Origin of the sequence: Mesorhizobium sp. B2-8-5 (assembly GCF_006440675.2) — a bacterium.
Taxonomy (GTDB): domain Bacteria; phylum Pseudomonadota; class Alphaproteobacteria; order Rhizobiales; family Rhizobiaceae; genus Mesorhizobium.
Genome location: NZ_CP083951.1, coordinates 577,867 through 594,530, shown reverse-complemented (window position 1 = coordinate 594,530; position 16,664 = coordinate 577,867). Strand labels below are relative to the sequence as shown.

Genomic DNA, 16,664 nt, shown 5'->3' with positions numbered 1-16,664 from the left:
GCAGCGGGCAAGGCGTCACGCCTTAGAATCGAACCGGCTCGAAGCGGCCGGACTTGGCCGAGGCAAGCGCTGCCTCGCACAGGATCATCGCCTTGCGCCCGTCCGCCGCGCCGACCGCCGGCTTCCGCCCTGCGGCGACCGACTGGATGAAATGGTCGAGCTCCGCCTCGTAGGATTGGGCATAGCGCTCGACGAAGAAATAGAGCGGCCGGTCTGCGGCGATCCCGTTCTCGCCGCTGAGACTGACGGAGGTCGGGGTACGGTTGCCGGCCTGCAGCATGCCCTTCGAGCCATGCACCTCGATGCGCTGGTCGTAGCCATAGACGGCGCGCACGCTGTTGTTGATGTGGCACTGCCGGCCTGACGCGGTGCGCAGGATGAACATCGCCGTGTCGTAATCGCCGAGTTTTGCGTAGTAGGGCGCGACCAGCGACGATCCGGTCGCGAAGAGCTCCACCGGCTCTTCGCCGAGCAGGAAACGCGCCATGTCGAAATCATGGATGGTCATCTCGCGGAACACGCCGCCGCCGCCGGCCAGCGCCTCCTCGGTCTCCGCCTCCGGGTCGCGGCTGGTTATGATCACCTGCTCGACCGCGCCGATCTCGCCGGCCTCGATCCTTCGCTTCACGGCGGCGAAGGACGGATCGAAGCGCCGGTTGAAGCCGATTTGCAAGGGCACGCCAGCCTTCTCGACCGCCGCCAGACATGCGTCCGTGCGTGCGATGTCGAGGTCGATCGGCTTTTCGCAGAAGATCGCCTTTCCCTTGGCGGCGGCCTCGACGATCAGGTCGGCATGGGTGCGGGTGGCGGAAGCGATCACCACCGCCTTGATCGACGGGTCGTTCATCACCGTTGCGGTGTCGGCGATCTCCGCGCCTGCTCCGGTGGCGATGCGCTCAGCCGCGTCGCGGCGCGGGTCGACGATAGTGCGCAGGCGCACCCCCGGATGCCGGGCAAGGTTTTTCGCATGCACCGAGCCGATCAGCCCGGCGCCGAACAATGCGGCGTCGATCATTTTTCTACCTTCTGTAATGCCTCAGTGAGTAGCCGCTTCCGCGCCGGATCCCGGCTTGCTGAAGCGCTCCAGTTCCTGCTGCAATTCGCGGATCTCGCGGCCGCCGGCCATCATGTCGAGCACCTCCTTCTCGGTGATGTCGCCCTTGCGGAACGTGCCGAGCGAACGGCCGCGGTTGAGCATGGTGAAGACATCGCCGATCGGATAGGCGTGGTGGATGTTGTGGGTGATGAAGATGACGGCGAGCCCACGCTGGCGCGCCTGCGCCACATAGCGCAGCACGATCGAGGCCTGGTGCACGCCGAGCGCCGAGGTCGGCTCGTCGAGGATCAGCACCCGCGCCCCGTGATAGACGGCGCGCGCGATCGCCACGCATTGCCGCTCGCCGCCGGAAAGCGTGCCCACCGCCTGCTGCGGATCGCGCACATTGATGCCGATCTTGCCGAGCTCGTCATAGACGATCGCATCGGCCGCCTTCATGTCGATACGCCTGGCGGGCCCCCAGCCCTTCACCGGCTCGCGTCCGAGGAAGAAGTTGCGGGTGATGCTCATCAGCGGGATCATCGACAGGTCCTGGAAGACGGTGGCGATGCCGGCGTCCAGCGCCTGCCTGGGGGAACTGAACGTTACCGGCTTGCCGTCGACATACATCTGGCCTTCGCTCGGCGTGTGCACGCCCGACAGCGTCTTGATCAGCGTCGACTTGCCGGCGCCGTTGTCGCCGAGCAGGCAGTGGACCTCGCCGGCATGCGCGGCGAAAGACATGTCGCGCAGCGCCGTCACCGAGCCGAAGCGGCGGGTGACGTTGCGCAGTTCGATGAGCGGAACGGGCTCGGCCATCTGTCAGCGCGCCTCCGTCGCCTTGCGGCGCACGTAATTGTTGACCAGCACGGCGATCAGCAGCATCGAGCCGAGGAAGACCTGGAACCAGTCGGTGTCGATGCCGGTGTAGAAGATGCCCATCTCCACCGTGCCGAAGATCAGCGCGCCGAACATGGCGCCGATCGCCGAGCCGTAGCCGCCGGTGAGCAGGCAGCCGCCGATCACCGCCGCGATGATCGCCTGGAACTCCTTCTGCGTGCCGCGCAGCGTGTCGGCGGAGCCGGCTTCCAGCACCTGGATGACGGCGAACAGCGTCGCCGACAGCGCCGTGCCGATGAACAGCAAGATCTTCACCCGGTCGACCGGCACGCCGACATTGCGCGCCGCGCGGTCGTCGCCGCCGACGGCGAACACCCAGTTGCCGAAGCGCGTCTTGACCAGCAGCCATGTGGCGAAGGCCGTCACCGCCACCCACCACAGGATCGACATCGACAGGCCCTGCACCATCGCCGAGCCGTCGGGCCGGGCGTCGATCACGCCATGCGAGGCGAGCCAGGCGAAGACCGGCGCGCCGAACTTGCCGCCGAACAGCCAGACCACGAAGCTGCCTTCCTGGCCGTCGGTGATATAGGGGATCTGCGTGCGCCCGGTGACGGTGCGCGTGATGGCCAGCGTCAGCCCGCGCAGGATGAACAGGCCTGCCAGCGTGACGATGAAGGAGGGCAGCCTTGTGCGCACCACGAGGATGCCGTTCAAAGCGCCGACGATGATGGCGATGACGAAGGCGATCGCCACCGCCGCGGGGATCGACAGCCCGAACTGGGTGACGCAAAGCCCGATTGTGACGCTGGCAAAGCCGATCATCGAACCCAGCGACAGGTCGAACTCGCCGCCGATCATCAGAAGCGCGACCGCCGCGGCAAGGATGCCGAGCTGCGCCGACACCTGCAGGAAATTGGCGATGCCGGCCATCGAGAACAGGCCGCTATTGCCGGCTGTGATGCCGAAAGCGAGGAAGACGATGACCGTGCCGGTGATGGCGCCGAGCTCCGGCCGCCGCATCAGGCGCACCAGCCTTCGCGAAACGGGCTTCGGCTCGGGTGGATGGGCCGGGTTCAGTGCATCGGTCAAGATCGTCATCCCAATAAGCGTCCAGGGCACCCCAGGAAAAATCCGAAGCGGCAGGTTCGGCGGCTTCGCCTTGGCTTCCGTCCGGATTCCGTGTCCAACAAGTGCCCGCCGGCCAGAGCATGATGCCGAAAAGTGTGAAGCGGTTTTCGGACGACATCACGCTCTATCTTTGAGCGCCGTCGGGCCATTATAGCATCAGCGGATGCCGGCCTTGCTGAGATCGCGTACGGCGGCCGCATCATCCTTCATGATGAACGACGGACCGGTGCGCACGGCCGATGTCGGGAAGGTCTTGTACATCGCCTTGTTGGTCAGGAAGACGACGGGATAATAGCCCATCATATATTGCTGGTTGTCGATGCCGAACATCATCGTGCCCTTGGCTACGGCATCGAGGATCTCGGGCGACAGGTCGAAGGTGCCGATCTTGTAGTTGCCGATCGTGCCGGCATCCGAAAACATCTTGAGCAGCGGTGCCGCGACGGTCGGGCCGAGCGTCAGCACGCCGGTGACGTCCGCATGCGCGGTGAGATAGCCTTCGACACGGCGCGTCACGTCGGTCGGGTCCATCGTGGCCGCCACCACGTCGGAGGAGCCGCCGCTCTTCTTCAGCCCGTCATTATAGCCTTCGCAGCGCTTGTCGAGGCTGACATTGCCGACTTCGTGGTTGATGCAGATGCCCTTCTTGACGCCGGCTTTGGCCATGATCTCGCCGGCCTTGACGCCATTGTCGTATTCCGAGCCGCCGCCGACGAAGAGATCGAGGCCCCAGGGCTCCACCGCTTCCTCGCCGCTGTCGATGACCACCACCGGAATGCCGACCGCCTTGGCCGCTTCCACCGGCGCCTTCAGCGCGTCCATGTCGGGGATGGAGACGACCAGCCCGTCCGGCTTTGACGCGGTCGCCGCCTCGATCATGCGCGCCATGCGCACCACGTCGAAGGTTTCCGGTGCCTGGTATTCGACCTTGACGCCGAGTTGCTGGGCGGCGGCCTGCATGCCGTTCTTCACCACGCTCCAATAGACGTCGTTGGCCTGGCCGTGGGTGACGAAGACGATGCGCACATCGCCTTCCTGCTTCACCTGGGCCGGCGCAGGCAGAATGCCGACGCCGGCAAAAGCAAGCGAGAGCGCCGCGGCGCCGAGCATATTCCGGATCGAGAATAAGGCACTCATAGTGGTTCTCCTCAGTTGTTGTTGTGTTCCCAAAGTCTTGGCCTCGACCCTCCCTGGTCAGGCCATTTCGTCATGATTGCAGGTCTCTCCTTGCGGGCATGATCATGCCCGGAAATCCCGGAGCGAGCCGCGGCGGATGGACAATCCTTCCACGAAGGCCATGAAGTCCGGGTCTGGAAGCAGGTCGAATTCGTCGATGCGGATCTGCGCCGAGTTGGGTTCGATCTCCTCGATCTCGCCCGGCGCATTGGCGTGCAGGCAAAGGAAATTGAGCCCTTCGCCGATCTGGTTGAACAGGGCCTCATAGCGCGCGCGGGCCGGCTGGTTGCGATGCCAGGGCGTTTCCAGCACGGCGCTCGCCAGCGTCTCGCCGGCTTGCTCCAGCCGTTTCCCCGGCGCGGCATAGACGCCGTCGTCCAGCTTGCCCAGATTATGGATCGGTCCGTAGACCGTAATACTTTTCGGAAACAAAGTCGGCAGGCCGTAGTCGATGCCGACCGCTGCATAGCGGTCGACGAATTCCGGCGAGAACACCGCGCCCATATGGCCGTCGATATGGGTGAGCGAGAGCCCGGCGGCCAATGCCGCGTCGATCTGCGCCCGCATCTCGGCCTCCACGGCTTCCGGCTCGCCCTTGGCGCGCAATTCCGGCACGGAGCGGAACAGATAGCCGTCGCTATCGACGATGCCCGACGCCTGGCTCGCCTTGGTCAGTGGCCGCCAGCGATAGTACTTTTTCTCGGAGGTAAGCGTGATGTGGACGCCGAGGTTGAGCGAGGCGTCTTTCGCGCCTTCCTCGGCGATCTCGAGGAACCAGGGGCAGGGCATCATCACCGAGCCGCTGTCGACCGCGCCGGCGCGCTTCAGTTTCAGATAGGCGACATTGGCGCCATGGCACATGCCGACATCGTCGATGTTGATGACGACCTTGCGTTCAGCCGGCATGGCGGACCTCCTGTGCACGCTCGTGCACGTAGAAGCCCGCGCCTTGCGCCAGCCTCTTCAGATTGCGGTAGCCCATCGTCGCATAGGTCAAGGGGTGCGCCTTGGCCGGATCCTGCTCGGCTTCGACCACCAGCCAGCCGGAATAGCCCTGGTCGGCGAGGATCTTCAGCAGCGTCGGATAGTCGATCGCGCCGTCGCCCGGCACGGTGAAGATGCCTTCCATCACCGCGCCCATGAAGCTCATGTCGGCGTCGCGCGCCTTCTTCAGCGCTGCCGGGCGCACATCCTTGCAATGCACATGCACGACGCGCTCGACATGCCGGCGCAGCAATTGCTCCGGATCGCCGCCCGAAAAGGCGCAGTGCCCGGTATCGTAGAGCAGGCCGACCGCCTCGCCGCTTGTGTGCATCAGCCTGTCGATCTCCGCGTCGGTCTCGACGATCGTGCCCATGTGGTGGTGGAAGGCCATGCCGACGCCGAAATCGGAAAAACGCTCGGCGAGCCGGGTGATCTTGGCGCCATAGGCTTTCCATTCCCCGTCCATCAGCATCGGCCGCTGCGAGATCGGGTCGTGGATCGCGCCATGCCGGCCGCGCGAGGTGTCGGCATAGACGACGCGCCGGGCGCCGAGATCCCGAAGCAGCGTCAGATGCGGCCGGATCGCCTCGAATTCCTCGTCGACATCGTTCTCGCAGATGCGGCCGTCATACCACCCGGAGACCAGCGCCAGCCCGTAATGGTCGAGGATGGGCCTGAGCGCGCGGCTGTCGCGCGGGAACTTGCCGCCGAGCTCGGTGCCGGCATAGCCGGCCTCGGCGGTTTCGCTCAGGCAGGTCTCAAGCGGCGTGTCGCCGCCCAGTTCCGGCACGTCGTCATTGGTCCAGGTGATCGGGTTTATGCCAAGTCGAACTGTCGTCATTGCTCGCTTTCCGCCCCGCAGCCGGGATGGCTGCGGGGTGTCTGGTCTCGGGAGGAGATGGCTGCGATTGCTGGCGACAGGGCGCGAAACCCCGCCGTTTCATTCGGCAGGACGCCCTCCCAGCACCCCGCCCAACTTGTTTTGTCTTCGACGTCTTACCCCAACGTCAGTGCGGGAAGTCTATCCCGCTCTGTCTCCCCCGCGAGGGCCAGTTTTCCGGAAAATGAAGGAACCAGTTTGTGTCGGGAGGTGGCTGTGGCAGGATGGGGGGAGGATGGGAAATCTGGAAATCATCAAGCGGTGGCGCGAGGCCCCCCTCTCTGCCCTGCCGGGCATCTCCCCCTCAAGGGGGGAGATTGGCAGCTTCGCCGTCGCGCGCCCTTTTGCGACGTTGGCGATTGGCGAAAGCCTGCGCGACATCCGATCTCCCCCCTTGCGGGGGAGATGTCCGGCAGGACAGAGAGGGGGGCGAAGGAACTCGACCGTGCAAAGCAAGCATATCTCGGCCCGCCTTCGTACCTACGGCGACGGCTAACCCCCATGCGCCCCCACCCCAAGCCCCAACCCTTCCCCCTCGACATGCTGGCGGTCAACCGCGCGAGCCCCGAGCATCTCACGCGCCAGCTCTATCACGGCCTCGTCGCCATCATCCGCAGCCGCGCGCTTCCCCCCGGCTCGGAGCTGCCCTCCACCCGCGCCTTGGCCGCCGAGCTCTGCCTTGGCCGCAACACCATCGTTACCGCTTACGACCAGCTCGTCACCGAAGGCTATCTCGCCAACCGCCAGGGCGCCCGCCCGGTGATCGTCGACCTGCCGGATGGCCCGCGCGAGTCACCGCGCGAGGAGCCGCCGGTGCCGCTGCGCCAGCCCTCGCTGCGCGGCCAGCAACTGCTCAGCCAGCCCTATCATCACGGCAGGCCGGGCCACGTCGCCTTCCACCCCGGCATGCCGGATGCGCAGAGCTTTCCCTTCGGCGTCTGGGGCCGGCTGGTGGCGCGCCGCGCCAGCCATGGCGGCGAGACGCTGTTCGGCACTTATGACGTCACCGGCCACCCGGCGCTGAAGGAGGCTATCGCCGGCTATCTCTTCTCCGCCCGCGGCGTGCGCTGCCGGCCCGAGCAGATCGTCGTCACCACCGGCGCGCAGGCCGCCTTCGACCTTCTCGCCCGCCTGCTGCTCGATCCCGACGACACGGTGTGGATGGAGGAGCCCGGCTATTACGGCGCCAAGGCCGCCTTCACCGTGGCCGGTGCCAGGATCCTGCCCATCCCGGTCGACCAGGAGCGCGGCTGGTATCTCGACCCGCCGGACCCGTTGCCCCGCCTCATCTATGTGACGCCGGCCTGCCAGCATCCGCTCGGCATCACCATGCGCATGGAGGAGCGGCTGCGCCTGCTCGACATCGCCGAGACCGCCAATGCCTGGGTGATCGAGGACGATTTCGACGGCGAATACCGCTTTCAAGGGAGGCCTGTGCCGGCGATCCAGAGCATGGACCGCTCCGGCCGCGTCATCTATGTCGGCACCTTCGCCAAGCTCCTGTTTCCCGCACTTCGCCTCGGCTTCATGGTGCTTCCCGTGGAGCTCGCCGGCCGCATCGTCAACGCGCTCTCCACCACCGGCCAGTTCGCGCCGCTGCTGCTGCAGGCCGCCTTGGCCGATTTCATCACCGAAGGCCATATGAGCCGGCACCTGAAGCGCATGCGCCGCATCTACGCCCAGCGCCGCCAGCTTTTCCGCGACATCGTCACCGAACGCCTGCGCGACGAGATCACGCTCTCCCCCGCCGAGGCCGGTATCCAGGTGGTTGGTTATCTGAAAGAGGGCATCGACGACATCAAGGTCAGCCAGGCGGCGGCAAGGCGGGCCATCAACGTCTCGCCGCTGTCGAAATATTTCCAGAACACGGCGCCGACACAAGGGCTGGTGCTGGGCTATGCGGCTTGCGATGCGGCGCAGACGCGGGACGGGGTGGAGCGGCTGGCGGCGGCGATAAGGGAGACGCTGGGTGAGGGGGACGACTCCGAGAATATAGTGCACCCGACAAGAGCCGCCACAAAGTCGCCAAAGCGACCTCACAAATCTGACAGGTCATCTAGCGAGGACGCGGAGTAGACCTTTCGCCTTGGAACTGGATGTACCCGCTAGTTTCGAGCGCCACTCTCTCCTCGACATAGCGCGAACCAACTGGGGAAATCTGCGCTGTGTCTGCCTTGGCGTCGAAGTGCAAGAGGTGCTCGCGGTGCGCGTCCTTGAGGATACTTGATCGGTAACGAGAGGCGTTGCCGTACTCGACCGATGCAAGCAGGCTCTTAACATCCAAAGGACCGGGCGCGCTGTAGAGAACCGCAAGCGTCTTGTCCTTGGCGCTCAGCGGGGCAAGCACCCGTGTTACGTCACCTACGTGCCATAGGATTGGCAAGCTCCGCTCAGTCAGGCTTTCAACCATCTGAGTGGCTTCTTCTGTCGTGGTGCCGTGAAAGATGCGGACTAGCTCTGCCATCATCCACCTTACCATCGCGAGCACTAGGGAAGCATCCATATGGCTAGGGTCGACGTCGGCGCCGATGTGCCCGACATTGCGGTTGTTCCTAATCTCGTAGAGAGCCAGGAGCATGCGAGGGACCTGTATGCGTACTGACCTCGGGAAGCCTGTGGCCTCCTCTAGTTTCCGGCAGGCAACAACCATGTTGTCTGGCTTGTAAGGTGCATTGGCGAATGCGCTGTCAACGTGGCCCCTAAGGATCGAATAGACGATCTCACATAGCTTGCCGCCGTTCAGTTCTGCGGGCTCCCAGTGCCCCTCGCGATAGTGCTTGGCGAGTTTGTTGTACTCATCAAGCAGGGGCCGTCTAAGACCCTCCGGTATGCCTGAGAATATGACTTGAGGTGTGGCCGTCACGATTTAGTGGCCTTGGCCGGCGGAGGAAGATCGTGGTCAACGAAGTTCCTGCCCTGCGGAGTGATCCGGATGTTGTCCATGTCGCTGGTGACGATTGTGCCCTTCCGGCTAGATGCAACCCGCAAGGAGCCCTTCAAGTCGGAAGGCTCCCGCCATTCCGGCACCATTCGAAAGGCTGTACCGACGTGGTCCGCAGTAACAGCAGGAAGTTCGGCGGTTTGCTCAAGCCAATAGACAGCGACGGCAAACTTGTCTTCATTGGTTTGGGGAACTTTCTCCGCCACAAAATCGAAGAACGACTTCTTGCCCGCTGGCCGGAGGTCTAGTTCTCGGAGGAATTTGAAATTTTGACCGTTTGCTCCCGCCGAAGATTTTCTCGGCTTCATTTGCTTAGGTGGAGACGCCGCCTTGGACGGAGTGCCTTCATCGCCCGTCTTGGCCACCAGTTCTGCTTCCCGCGGTTGCAGAGTGTCTGGAGCTTGCGCTGCGTTAGACAGCGTTGCCTGGGCAACTTTGAAGCCGTAGGCCGTAAGGAGAGCATTGAATACGGATTGCTGGATCGCTTCGGACTTAAATTCGTTCACTGCAGCAGCAATCTTTGGCATCCGCGCCAACAGGCTATCTAATTCTGCTTCGCCCACAGGCCTTCTCCTCCGTCACGTCAGTCCACAACTTTTGATCCAAAATTTGCCTACCGCAATGAAGGAAGTCATCTTTTCACAGTTTGATATGGATTTCCGTTGGATTCCTCCGTCCTCAATGCAAAGTGCTCTATTTGCGAAGCGGACGTCTTGCTAGGATGCCCTGCATGTTGGGTCGAGGGACAAAATAAGTGGTATGAATGGGGATGCTTTTCTTGAGTGCGTGGCAAAAATCGTTGGAACCGAAACTGCCGAGAGATATGCAAAGGGCTTTCGTGATCTAGATAGGCCTTACACCGATACAATACTCGGGTATGAGGCACTGGCATTCTACGTATATTCAACCGGTGTCGCTTGGCATGACCACATAAACGGTTCCCTGTGGAAGGGTGAGGCCTCCTCAGAGGTCTTGCAGTTCACGGACGTTTTGAACAATGCTCTCGGAAAGCTTCCTCCGTATGCTCTTCATGGAGGGCTGGTGTACAGGGGCTACCGGACCCTTGACGTGGATGATTTTGTGGCCAGATATAGCGTTGGTAAGGTCATGCAGTTTCCCGGATTTACAAGCGCTGCTGTTCGGGGAGAGGAGGCCTACTTCGGTAACGTACTGTTTACCATTAAAGCGCTTACTGCACGACGAATATGGTTCCTCGCCGCATACGATGAGAACGAAGTGCTGATCCCTTCGGGACGATCCTTTCAGGTGGTTGAGAGCACGGTATCAGAAGGCAAAGCGGCGATATTTTTGGACGAACTGCCATGATCACATCTGAACGGAAGCGCAAAACTCAGTCGGCTCTTGGGACTATGAAACGCGTCGAAGGTGCGGGGTCGGAAAATGCTAAGCAGGTCCGCTCACTTTCGGAGGAAGAGAAAGCTGCTGGCCGTAGATTTCTTGGGCTGAATGTCCCTGTTGATCCGAAGACGCGGTTTCAAAAAAGGATGCAGTCTTCGCGCGGCTAGATGCCGGAAGCGCGCTGCCGCATATCTCCTTAATCCTGCAGCTTGTGTGTCTGCGGTCACTCTAAGTCCTGAATTCTAGACCTTTTGGCATTCTCAATGCGCCAAGTAAACCTGGCGCACCCGACAGGATTCGAACCTGTGACCTCTGCCTTCGGAGAATGGATAATCGGTTTCGCCGAAACTATCCATTTCTATCCGATTTCGCGCTATGCTGCTGAAATCAAAAAACAAATTTGAATTCAATAAGCGCCGAGTCTACGACAGGGCAGCCGAAACCCTACCCTGCCGTGCTTACGCTTTGCTTACGCGCGGAATCTTTCAAGGAGACGCCCGAGCGTGGCGAAGCTGACCAAACGAACTGTCGATACCACTGAAATTCGTTCCAAGCGGCGCCACATCATCGAAAGGGCGCGAGTCAAAATAGCGGCAGTCGATCATCCCGAGAAATAAGACTTGCGTGACCTTTGCCGTCGCGAGAATTGCGTTCAAAGGCAAACTCCTGCCCTCAGGGTCCAAACCTCATCGCCCAAATCGTAGGCCGTTTGGTGCCGCAAAACGGCTTGCACAAATCGCCGCACCTTTGGAAAGTATTTCTGATCACTCCGGCGTGATGATAGGTATCGGTCATTGGAGGCCGTTTGTGGGTTGTCGCACCAGGAAAGCAGGGCTGATTGGAGCGCTAGCGCTAGCGCTTGCGCTGGTGCTTGTCGTCCAATCTGTCGTCGGCGCCTTCGCGCTCGGCGCGGCCGGCGCTGGGCAGCAACTGGATGCTTTCGGCAATCCGCTCTGCCTCAACGGTCCGGATCATGACGGTTCGGGCGGCAACAGTACGCCGGATCACTCCAAAGTCCCCTCCTGCTGCACCTTCGCCTGCAGCATGTTCTGGCCAGGCGTGGCCGCGCCGACGAATGTTGGCCAGATCGCGCCAGGTCTGCGCATCGCCGAGCGACTGGCGTCCACCCACCCCAAGACGACAGACCTCAACGAGAAGCGCTATCGGCCCGGCAATCCCCGCGCTCCCCCAATATTGGTCTGATCGGCGACCCGTGTAGGCGGGACATCACCCTTCAAGATCAAAGGCTTCGGATTCCGCCGTCAAATCGGTGGGACCGCCTTGGGAGCAATCCAAATGCACCATCCATTCCGCGCTTTCGCGCGCACGCTTTCGTTTGCCCATCCGCTCGGCCGATTTCGTTCGTTCGAGGAACGGCTAGGCATCGCCGTTTTCACGCTGGCACTGATTTTCGCAACAACCCACTCCTTGTGGGCACATGAGTTCAAGGCCGGCGATATCGAGATCGTCCATCCCTGGTCGCGTGCCACACCTGAAGGTGCGGCGGTTGCCGCCGGCTACTTTACGCTGAAGAACCATGGATCGACGGCCGATCGCCTCGTCTCGGCAACCGGCGACATAGCCGGCATGACGCAAGTCCACGAAATGGCTGTGGACGCCCAGGGCGTCATGACCATGAAGCAACTCGCCGACGGGTTGGAGATACCGGCCGGCGGTGAGGTCACGCTCAAGCCCGGCTCGTTCCACATCATGTTCATGGACCTGAAGCAGCCGGTCAAACAGGGCCAGCCCTTCAAGGGCACGCTGACCTTCGAGAAGGCGGGCACGGTCGAGGTCGAATACGCCGTCGACGCCATGGGAGGCGAGCATGACGACCACGGCGAATAGTGCTCGTCCCGCAAGGCGATTGGGCTCGATCATCGCGCTCGCCTGCCTGGCGCTTATGCTGGTCGGGATAACCGCAATGCTTGTCTGGCCAAGGCTGGTGCAGCGGAACGTCTCGCCGATCGGCGGGCCGTTCACGCTCACCACCCAGACCGGGGAGAAGCTTTCGGACGCCGACCTGCGCGGCAAGCCGTTCGCGATCGTCTTCGGCTTCACGCGCTGCCCGGAAGTCTGCCCGACGACGCTGTGGGAGACGACGGAAGCGCTGAAGACCCTCGGCCCTGATGCCGACAAGCTCAGGGTGCTGTTCGTCTCCGTCGATCCGACGCGGGATACGCCGGAATTCATGGCGCGCTACCTGCAGTCCTTCGACAAGCACATTACCGGGCTTACCGGCACCGAAACCGAGATCGCCTCAATCGGCAGGGAATACCGCATCTACTACAAGAAGGTGCCGACCGACGACGGCGACTACACCATGGACCACACCGCGACGATGTTCCTGATGGATGCCGAAGGGCGGTTCACCGGGACGATCTCCTACGGTGAGGAGATGGCGATGCGGATTCAAAAACTGCGCCGTCTTATCGGCGGCTCGGCATGAGACTGGGCCAGTGCACAAGCTCCAGTCCCTGGGTGCAGTTCGGACTGACCTTCGCCACGGGTGCGGCGTCCGGCCTTGCCGTGTTCGCCTGGGTTGTCCGGAAGTCTCCCGAACCGGGCGCGCGGCTGTTCGATCTGCAGCGCAACGGCCTCGATGTCTTTGATGCCTTCGTGGTGGCATGGCTGTTCGGCCAACTGGCTGTTCTCGTCCACCATGTGCTGCCTGGCATCGGACGCGACTGAAATAGCACGGCCGCGTCCCGGACGCGGCCGTACCCCTTTCAAAACATTGCAACGGCGGCCGTTCGGACCGCCTTCCTGGAGAGGTTATCATGTCTACCGCAACGCTTGCGACACAGCCGGACGTGGCTGTCAGCACAAGGCTCTATCGCGCCATCTGGCGCTGGCATTTCTATGCCGGCCTCTATGTCATCCCGTTCCTGCTGGTGCTCGCCTGCACCGGCCTCATCATGGTCTACGGCAATTCGATCGAGACCTTTCTCGGCGCCAAGCACTACGTGGCGCCCGGTGGCGAGCGCGCTTCCTACGAGGCGCAGTCGCAAGCGGCCGTCGCGGCGATTCCCGGCGGCGCGCTGAAGCTGATGGTGGTGTCCAAGGAGGCCGACCGCGCCACCGTCTTCATCGTCAACGGCAATGGCAAGGACAATGTGGTCGCCGTCGATCCGCATGGCGCCAAGGCGCTGGATACAATCGTCAAGGATGATACCTGGTTCTACTGGGCCGACAACATCCACGGCACGCTGCTGTTAGGCGATGTCGGCGATCGTCTGATCGAGGTTGCCGCCGGCCTCGGCATCGTGCTGATCCTCACCGGGCTCTATATGTGGTGGCCGCGCAACGGACGTTCACTCGGCAAGGTGCTGTTCCCGAATCTCTCCGCGCCGGGGCGCTCGTTCTGGAAGGAAATCCACGTCTCGCTGGGCTTCTACATCTCGATCGTGCTGTTCTTCTTCCTGCTCTCCGGTCTCTCCTGGACCGGCATCTGGGGCACCAAGATCATGCAGGCCTGGAGCACCTTTCCGGCGGCGAAATGGGACAATGTTCCGCTCTCCGACAAGACCCATGCCTCGATGAACCATGGCGCGATGAAGGAAGTGCCCTGGGCGCTGGAGCAGACGCCGAAGCCGATGTCGGGTTCGCAGGCGGGTTCCGCCGGGCTGCAGATGGGTTCCGTCAATCTCGACACGGTCGCTGCCTACGCCCGTGCCAATGGATTCACCGAGCAGTTTCGCATCAACGCGCCGCAGGACGACGGCGGCGTGTACACGATCTCGGCCGATTCGATGGATGCCGACACCAAGAACCCGTTCGGCGACCGCACTGTGCATATCGACCGCTACACCGGCAAGATCCTCGCCGACGTGCGCTTCGCCGACTACGGTCTGGCCGGCAAGGCGATGGCGGTGGGTATTGCCCTGCACCAGGCCAATCTCGGCTGGTGGAACACGGCGCTCAACGTGCTGTTTTGCCTTTCCGTCATCACCATGGCGTTGTCCGGCGTCGTGATGTGGTGGAAGCGCCGCCCCACGGGGCGCCTCGGCGCGCCGCTTTATCCGAAGAACTACCGGGCGCCGGTGGCGATCATAGTGATCGCGCTTGCGGTTTCGGCTCTCTTCCCGCTGACTGGCATCGCGATCGTCGTCTTCGCCATCATCGACTGCTTGGTGCCGAAGCGCTTCAAGGAAGCTGGTCTTCAGCCGGCGGGAGCCTGACGCTCGAACGGGCTCGCCCGCCTTTGCGGACGAGCCCATATCGCGGAACAATCGGGCTCCGCCATCAGGTAGGATCACTCCCCGCCGTTCGGATCGAGCATGCCGAAGATCGCGACGAGCAGGATGGCGGCAAGGCCGAGGCCGATCTCGACCAGCGTGCCTGTCCGGATTGCCGCGAGGGCCGATGCTCGGTCGCGGCCGATGCGGGGCACAAACCGGTAGCGGTTGAGAATCGCCACCGAAGTCATGACGAGCACGACAGCGATCTTCGCCGTCAACAAAGCCTGGTAGGTCGAACCCCAGCCGAGCGGCCAGCCGATGATGAAAAGGCTGTTGCCGATGCCGGAGAGGATCGCCAGCGCGACCGCCCAGTGGCCGGCCGTCGAGAAACGGCGAAGCGCTGTCGCGGTCTCCGCCCGAAATGCCGGCCGGCCGAATCTGGCCAGCACGAGCACAAGTGGCAGCAGGGCGCCGAACCATGCCCCCGCGGCAAGCACGTGCAGGATGTCGTTGAGCGGATGGACAACGCCTTGCCAGCCGTCCTGCATGACGGCGTGTCCAGTGAGCGCGAGGCTGGCCAAGGCCAGGGCCGCCGTCGCAGCCGTCGCCATTGGCACAAGGCGGGCGGAAGCGCTTTGCGCGATCGCCAGCGCGCCGGCAGCGGACAGTTGCCAAAGCCACGCCTTGCCGACGCTCGTCGAGGCAAGGATGTCGCCGAGCACCTGTCCGTTGACGGCATCCGGCCAGCCATCGCCGATCATCGCGGCCTGCAGCGGCAATGCCGCGCATGTCGTGACCAGGACCAGGCCGACCGCCGCAAGGCGAAAGATCGTCAACCTCTCCGCCACCGGCTCGGCCAGACGTCGCGGGACAAGCGTTGCAAGATAGCCGAAGCCGCCCCATAGCAGCATCAGCGCCGCATCGTGAACGAAGCGGCAGGCCATGAGCAGGGTGTCCGGCGTCATCGGGCGGCCGGGCGATCGGACGTAGGGTGGTCCATCATCGGGCGGGGCGAACGAGGGGGCACGAATCGTGCCCCCTCTGGCCGATCACGGCTTCACGGTGAACTTGTAGTCGCCATGCGTCTTGTGGCCGTCCTGCGACAGCGCATGCCACTCGACCTTGTAGGTACCGGCAGCAAGTCCTGCTGGTAGATTGACCATGAAGGTCTTATCGCCGTCCATCAGCATGTCATTGTCGGTCTTGACCGCCTTCTTATCGGGTCCGGTGACCTTCACGCCGGTGAACTTCAGGTTGAGCTCCTCGCTGAACTTGAGGTCAAGCTCCGTAGGCGCTTCCTTGACCGTCCCGTTGATCGGCGGTTGCGCCGCTTCGAGATGGGCATGGGCATACGCGGCTTCCGAAAGCGCGACGGAGGAGAGGGCTGCAAATGCGGTTGCGAGAACGATATTGCGCATGGTTCATTTCCTTATGGTGGGCGGACTAGGCCGGCCCGAATTGAATTGGAGACTGGTCGAGATCTAGAAGCGATCCTGCAACCGCCACGGTTGCTTCCGCCGGTTTCCAGTCAGGGGGGACCGCGTGAGCTGAGCGGCTGAAGCTCGTAACGCCGGACCAATGCATCGGAAAAACGCCTGCTGTCGGAGGTGATGAGGAAGGCGTTCAACAGCGGCTCGACGCTGTTCGCTTCGGGAATGATCGCCGTTGCGAAATCGCAGCCGGACAGGCAGCAGTCGCAATCATAGCCGCCGCTATGCGATCCGCTGTGTGAAGTGGTTCCCGCATCGGCGGTGCACAAGATGTTGCCGAAAGCATCGCGCGGCCCGGCGGCGGCCTGCGCGCCGATTCCCGCACCGCTTACGAATGCCTGAACGAAAAGAACCAGCGCAGCGGCGATCGCTGCTGGTGCGGGCGATCGTCTGCGCGACAATGTCATTTGGCCAAGCCGATCCTGTCCTCCAGGGCTATAGCATACGTGATTTCGGCTTGGCTATCGTGGCTTCGGCCAGCGGGACGACAACAAAAAATTGGGCGCCGCGGGCGAAACCGTGGCGGCCGGCGAGCACCGATTGGCCTACGGTACCTAGGTATCGTCAGGCCGCGGGAGGTCGGACCTGCCGACAGCGGACCGCACATATTTCACATTTCCGTTATGTGATAACATCGCTTTCTGGT

At 62.8% G+C, this 16,664-nt stretch carries 18 protein-coding genes; 7 read left to right on the top strand and 11 right to left on the bottom strand.

Features of this window, described 5'->3' with window-relative positions; translation table 11 throughout:
• Nucleotides 1-22 precede the first annotated feature (22 nt).
• The 6 genes from iolG to iolE all read right to left on the bottom strand — a co-directional run bounded on the left by iolG (nt 23) and on the right by iolE (nt 6,008).
• Nucleotides 23-1,015: an inositol 2-dehydrogenase gene (gene iolG / locus FJ430_RS02745; protein ID WP_140708408.1), complete on the bottom strand. Its 993-nt coding sequence runs from the start codon at nt 1,013-1,015 to the stop codon at nt 23-25.
• A gap of 21 nt (nt 1,016-1,036) precedes the next feature.
• Nucleotides 1,037-1,855 (bottom strand): ATP-binding cassette domain-containing protein, encoded by an 819-nt coding sequence (locus FJ430_RS02740; RefSeq protein ID WP_140708407.1) that lies wholly within the window; start codon nt 1,853-1,855, stop codon nt 1,037-1,039.
• Nucleotides 1,856-1,858: 3 nt separating this feature from the next.
• Nucleotides 1,859-2,977: an ABC transporter permease gene (locus FJ430_RS02735; RefSeq protein WP_140708406.1), complete on the bottom strand. Its 1,119-nt coding sequence runs from the start codon at nt 2,975-2,977 to the stop codon at nt 1,859-1,861.
• A gap of 186 nt (nt 2,978-3,163) precedes the next feature.
• Entirely contained in the window at nt 3,164-4,144 is a 981-nt protein-coding gene (locus FJ430_RS02730) for a sugar ABC transporter substrate-binding protein (protein WP_226892046.1), read from the bottom strand.
• A 102-nt stretch (nt 4,145-4,246) separates the two neighbouring features.
• Entirely contained in the window at nt 4,247-5,089 is an 843-nt protein-coding gene (locus FJ430_RS02725; RefSeq protein WP_140708405.1) for a polysaccharide deacetylase family protein, read from the bottom strand.
• Entirely contained in the window at nt 5,079-6,008 is a 930-nt protein-coding gene (gene iolE / locus FJ430_RS02720; protein ID WP_140708404.1) for a myo-inosose-2 dehydratase, read from the bottom strand. The genes FJ430_RS02725 and iolE overlap by 11 nt, the downstream gene beginning before the upstream one ends.
• Nucleotides 6,009-6,548: 540 nt before the next feature.
• Between iolE and FJ430_RS02715 the strand changes: the two genes are divergently transcribed.
• The gene (locus FJ430_RS02715) at nt 6,549-8,123 is read left to right on the top strand and encodes a PLP-dependent aminotransferase family protein (RefSeq protein WP_226892045.1); all 1,575 of its coding nucleotides are present in this window, start codon (nt 6,549-6,551) and stop codon (nt 8,121-8,123) included.
• On the opposite strand, the gene FJ430_RS02710 is transcribed toward FJ430_RS02715, so the two are convergent.
• Nucleotides 8,104-8,910, bottom strand: coding sequence for a hypothetical protein (locus tag FJ430_RS02710; protein WP_140711143.1), 807 nt, complete (start codon nt 8,908-8,910; stop codon nt 8,104-8,106). The two genes, FJ430_RS02715 and FJ430_RS02710, sit on opposite strands and share 20 nt — an antisense overlap.
• The gene (locus FJ430_RS02705) at nt 8,907-9,551 is read right to left on the bottom strand and encodes a hypothetical protein (protein WP_140711144.1); all 645 of its coding nucleotides are present in this window, start codon (nt 9,549-9,551) and stop codon (nt 8,907-8,909) included. Before FJ430_RS02705 ends, FJ430_RS02710 begins: the two co-directional genes overlap by 4 nt.
• Nucleotides 9,552-9,747: 196 nt before the next feature.
• Between FJ430_RS02705 and FJ430_RS02700 the strand changes: the two genes are divergently transcribed.
• The 6 genes from FJ430_RS02700 to FJ430_RS02675 all read left to right on the top strand — a co-directional run bounded on the left by FJ430_RS02700 (nt 9,748) and on the right by FJ430_RS02675 (nt 14,528).
• On the top strand, nt 9,748-10,314 hold the full coding sequence (locus FJ430_RS02700) for an ADP-ribosyltransferase domain-containing protein (protein ID WP_140711145.1): 567 nt from the start codon (nt 9,748-9,750) through the stop codon (nt 10,312-10,314).
• 657 nt (nt 10,315-10,971) lie between these two features.
• Nucleotides 10,972-11,550, top strand: a complete 579-nt coding sequence (locus FJ430_RS02695; protein WP_140711146.1) for a hypothetical protein — start codon at nt 10,972-10,974, stop codon at nt 11,548-11,550.
• A 93-nt stretch (nt 11,551-11,643) separates the two neighbouring features.
• A complete protein-coding gene (locus tag FJ430_RS02690; RefSeq protein WP_140711147.1) occupies nt 11,644-12,195 on the top strand; it encodes a copper chaperone PCu(A)C in 552 nt (183 codons plus the stop codon).
• Nucleotides 12,176-12,796, top strand: a complete 621-nt coding sequence (locus FJ430_RS02685; protein WP_140711148.1) for an SCO family protein — start codon at nt 12,176-12,178, stop codon at nt 12,794-12,796. Before FJ430_RS02690 ends, FJ430_RS02685 begins: the two co-directional genes overlap by 20 nt.
• On the top strand, nt 12,793-13,038 hold the full coding sequence (locus FJ430_RS02680) for a hypothetical protein (protein ID WP_140711149.1): 246 nt from the start codon (nt 12,793-12,795) through the stop codon (nt 13,036-13,038). The genes FJ430_RS02685 and FJ430_RS02680 overlap by 4 nt, the downstream gene beginning before the upstream one ends.
• Nucleotides 13,039-13,127: 89 nt before the next feature.
• The gene (locus FJ430_RS02675) at nt 13,128-14,528 is read left to right on the top strand and encodes a PepSY-associated TM helix domain-containing protein (protein ID WP_140711150.1); all 1,401 of its coding nucleotides are present in this window, start codon (nt 13,128-13,130) and stop codon (nt 14,526-14,528) included.
• Nucleotides 14,529-14,602: 74 nt separating this feature from the next.
• Here the strand turns inward: FJ430_RS02675 and copD are convergent, their stop codons facing one another.
• The 3 genes from copD to FJ430_RS02660 form a co-directional block, all read right to left on the bottom strand.
• On the bottom strand, nt 14,603-15,493 hold the full coding sequence (gene copD, locus FJ430_RS02670; RefSeq protein ID WP_140711151.1) for a copper homeostasis membrane protein CopD: 891 nt from the start codon (nt 15,491-15,493) through the stop codon (nt 14,603-14,605).
• 84 nt (nt 15,494-15,577) lie between these two features.
• Nucleotides 15,578-15,946, bottom strand: coding sequence for a copper homeostasis periplasmic binding protein CopC (copC, locus tag FJ430_RS02665; protein ID WP_140711152.1), 369 nt, complete (start codon nt 15,944-15,946; stop codon nt 15,578-15,580).
• 110 nt (nt 15,947-16,056) lie between these two features.
• Complete coding sequence (locus tag FJ430_RS02660) at nt 16,057-16,425, bottom strand: hypothetical protein (RefSeq protein ID WP_140711153.1); 369 nt, start codon at nt 16,423-16,425, stop codon at nt 16,057-16,059.
• Nucleotides 16,426-16,664 lie beyond the last annotated feature (239 nt).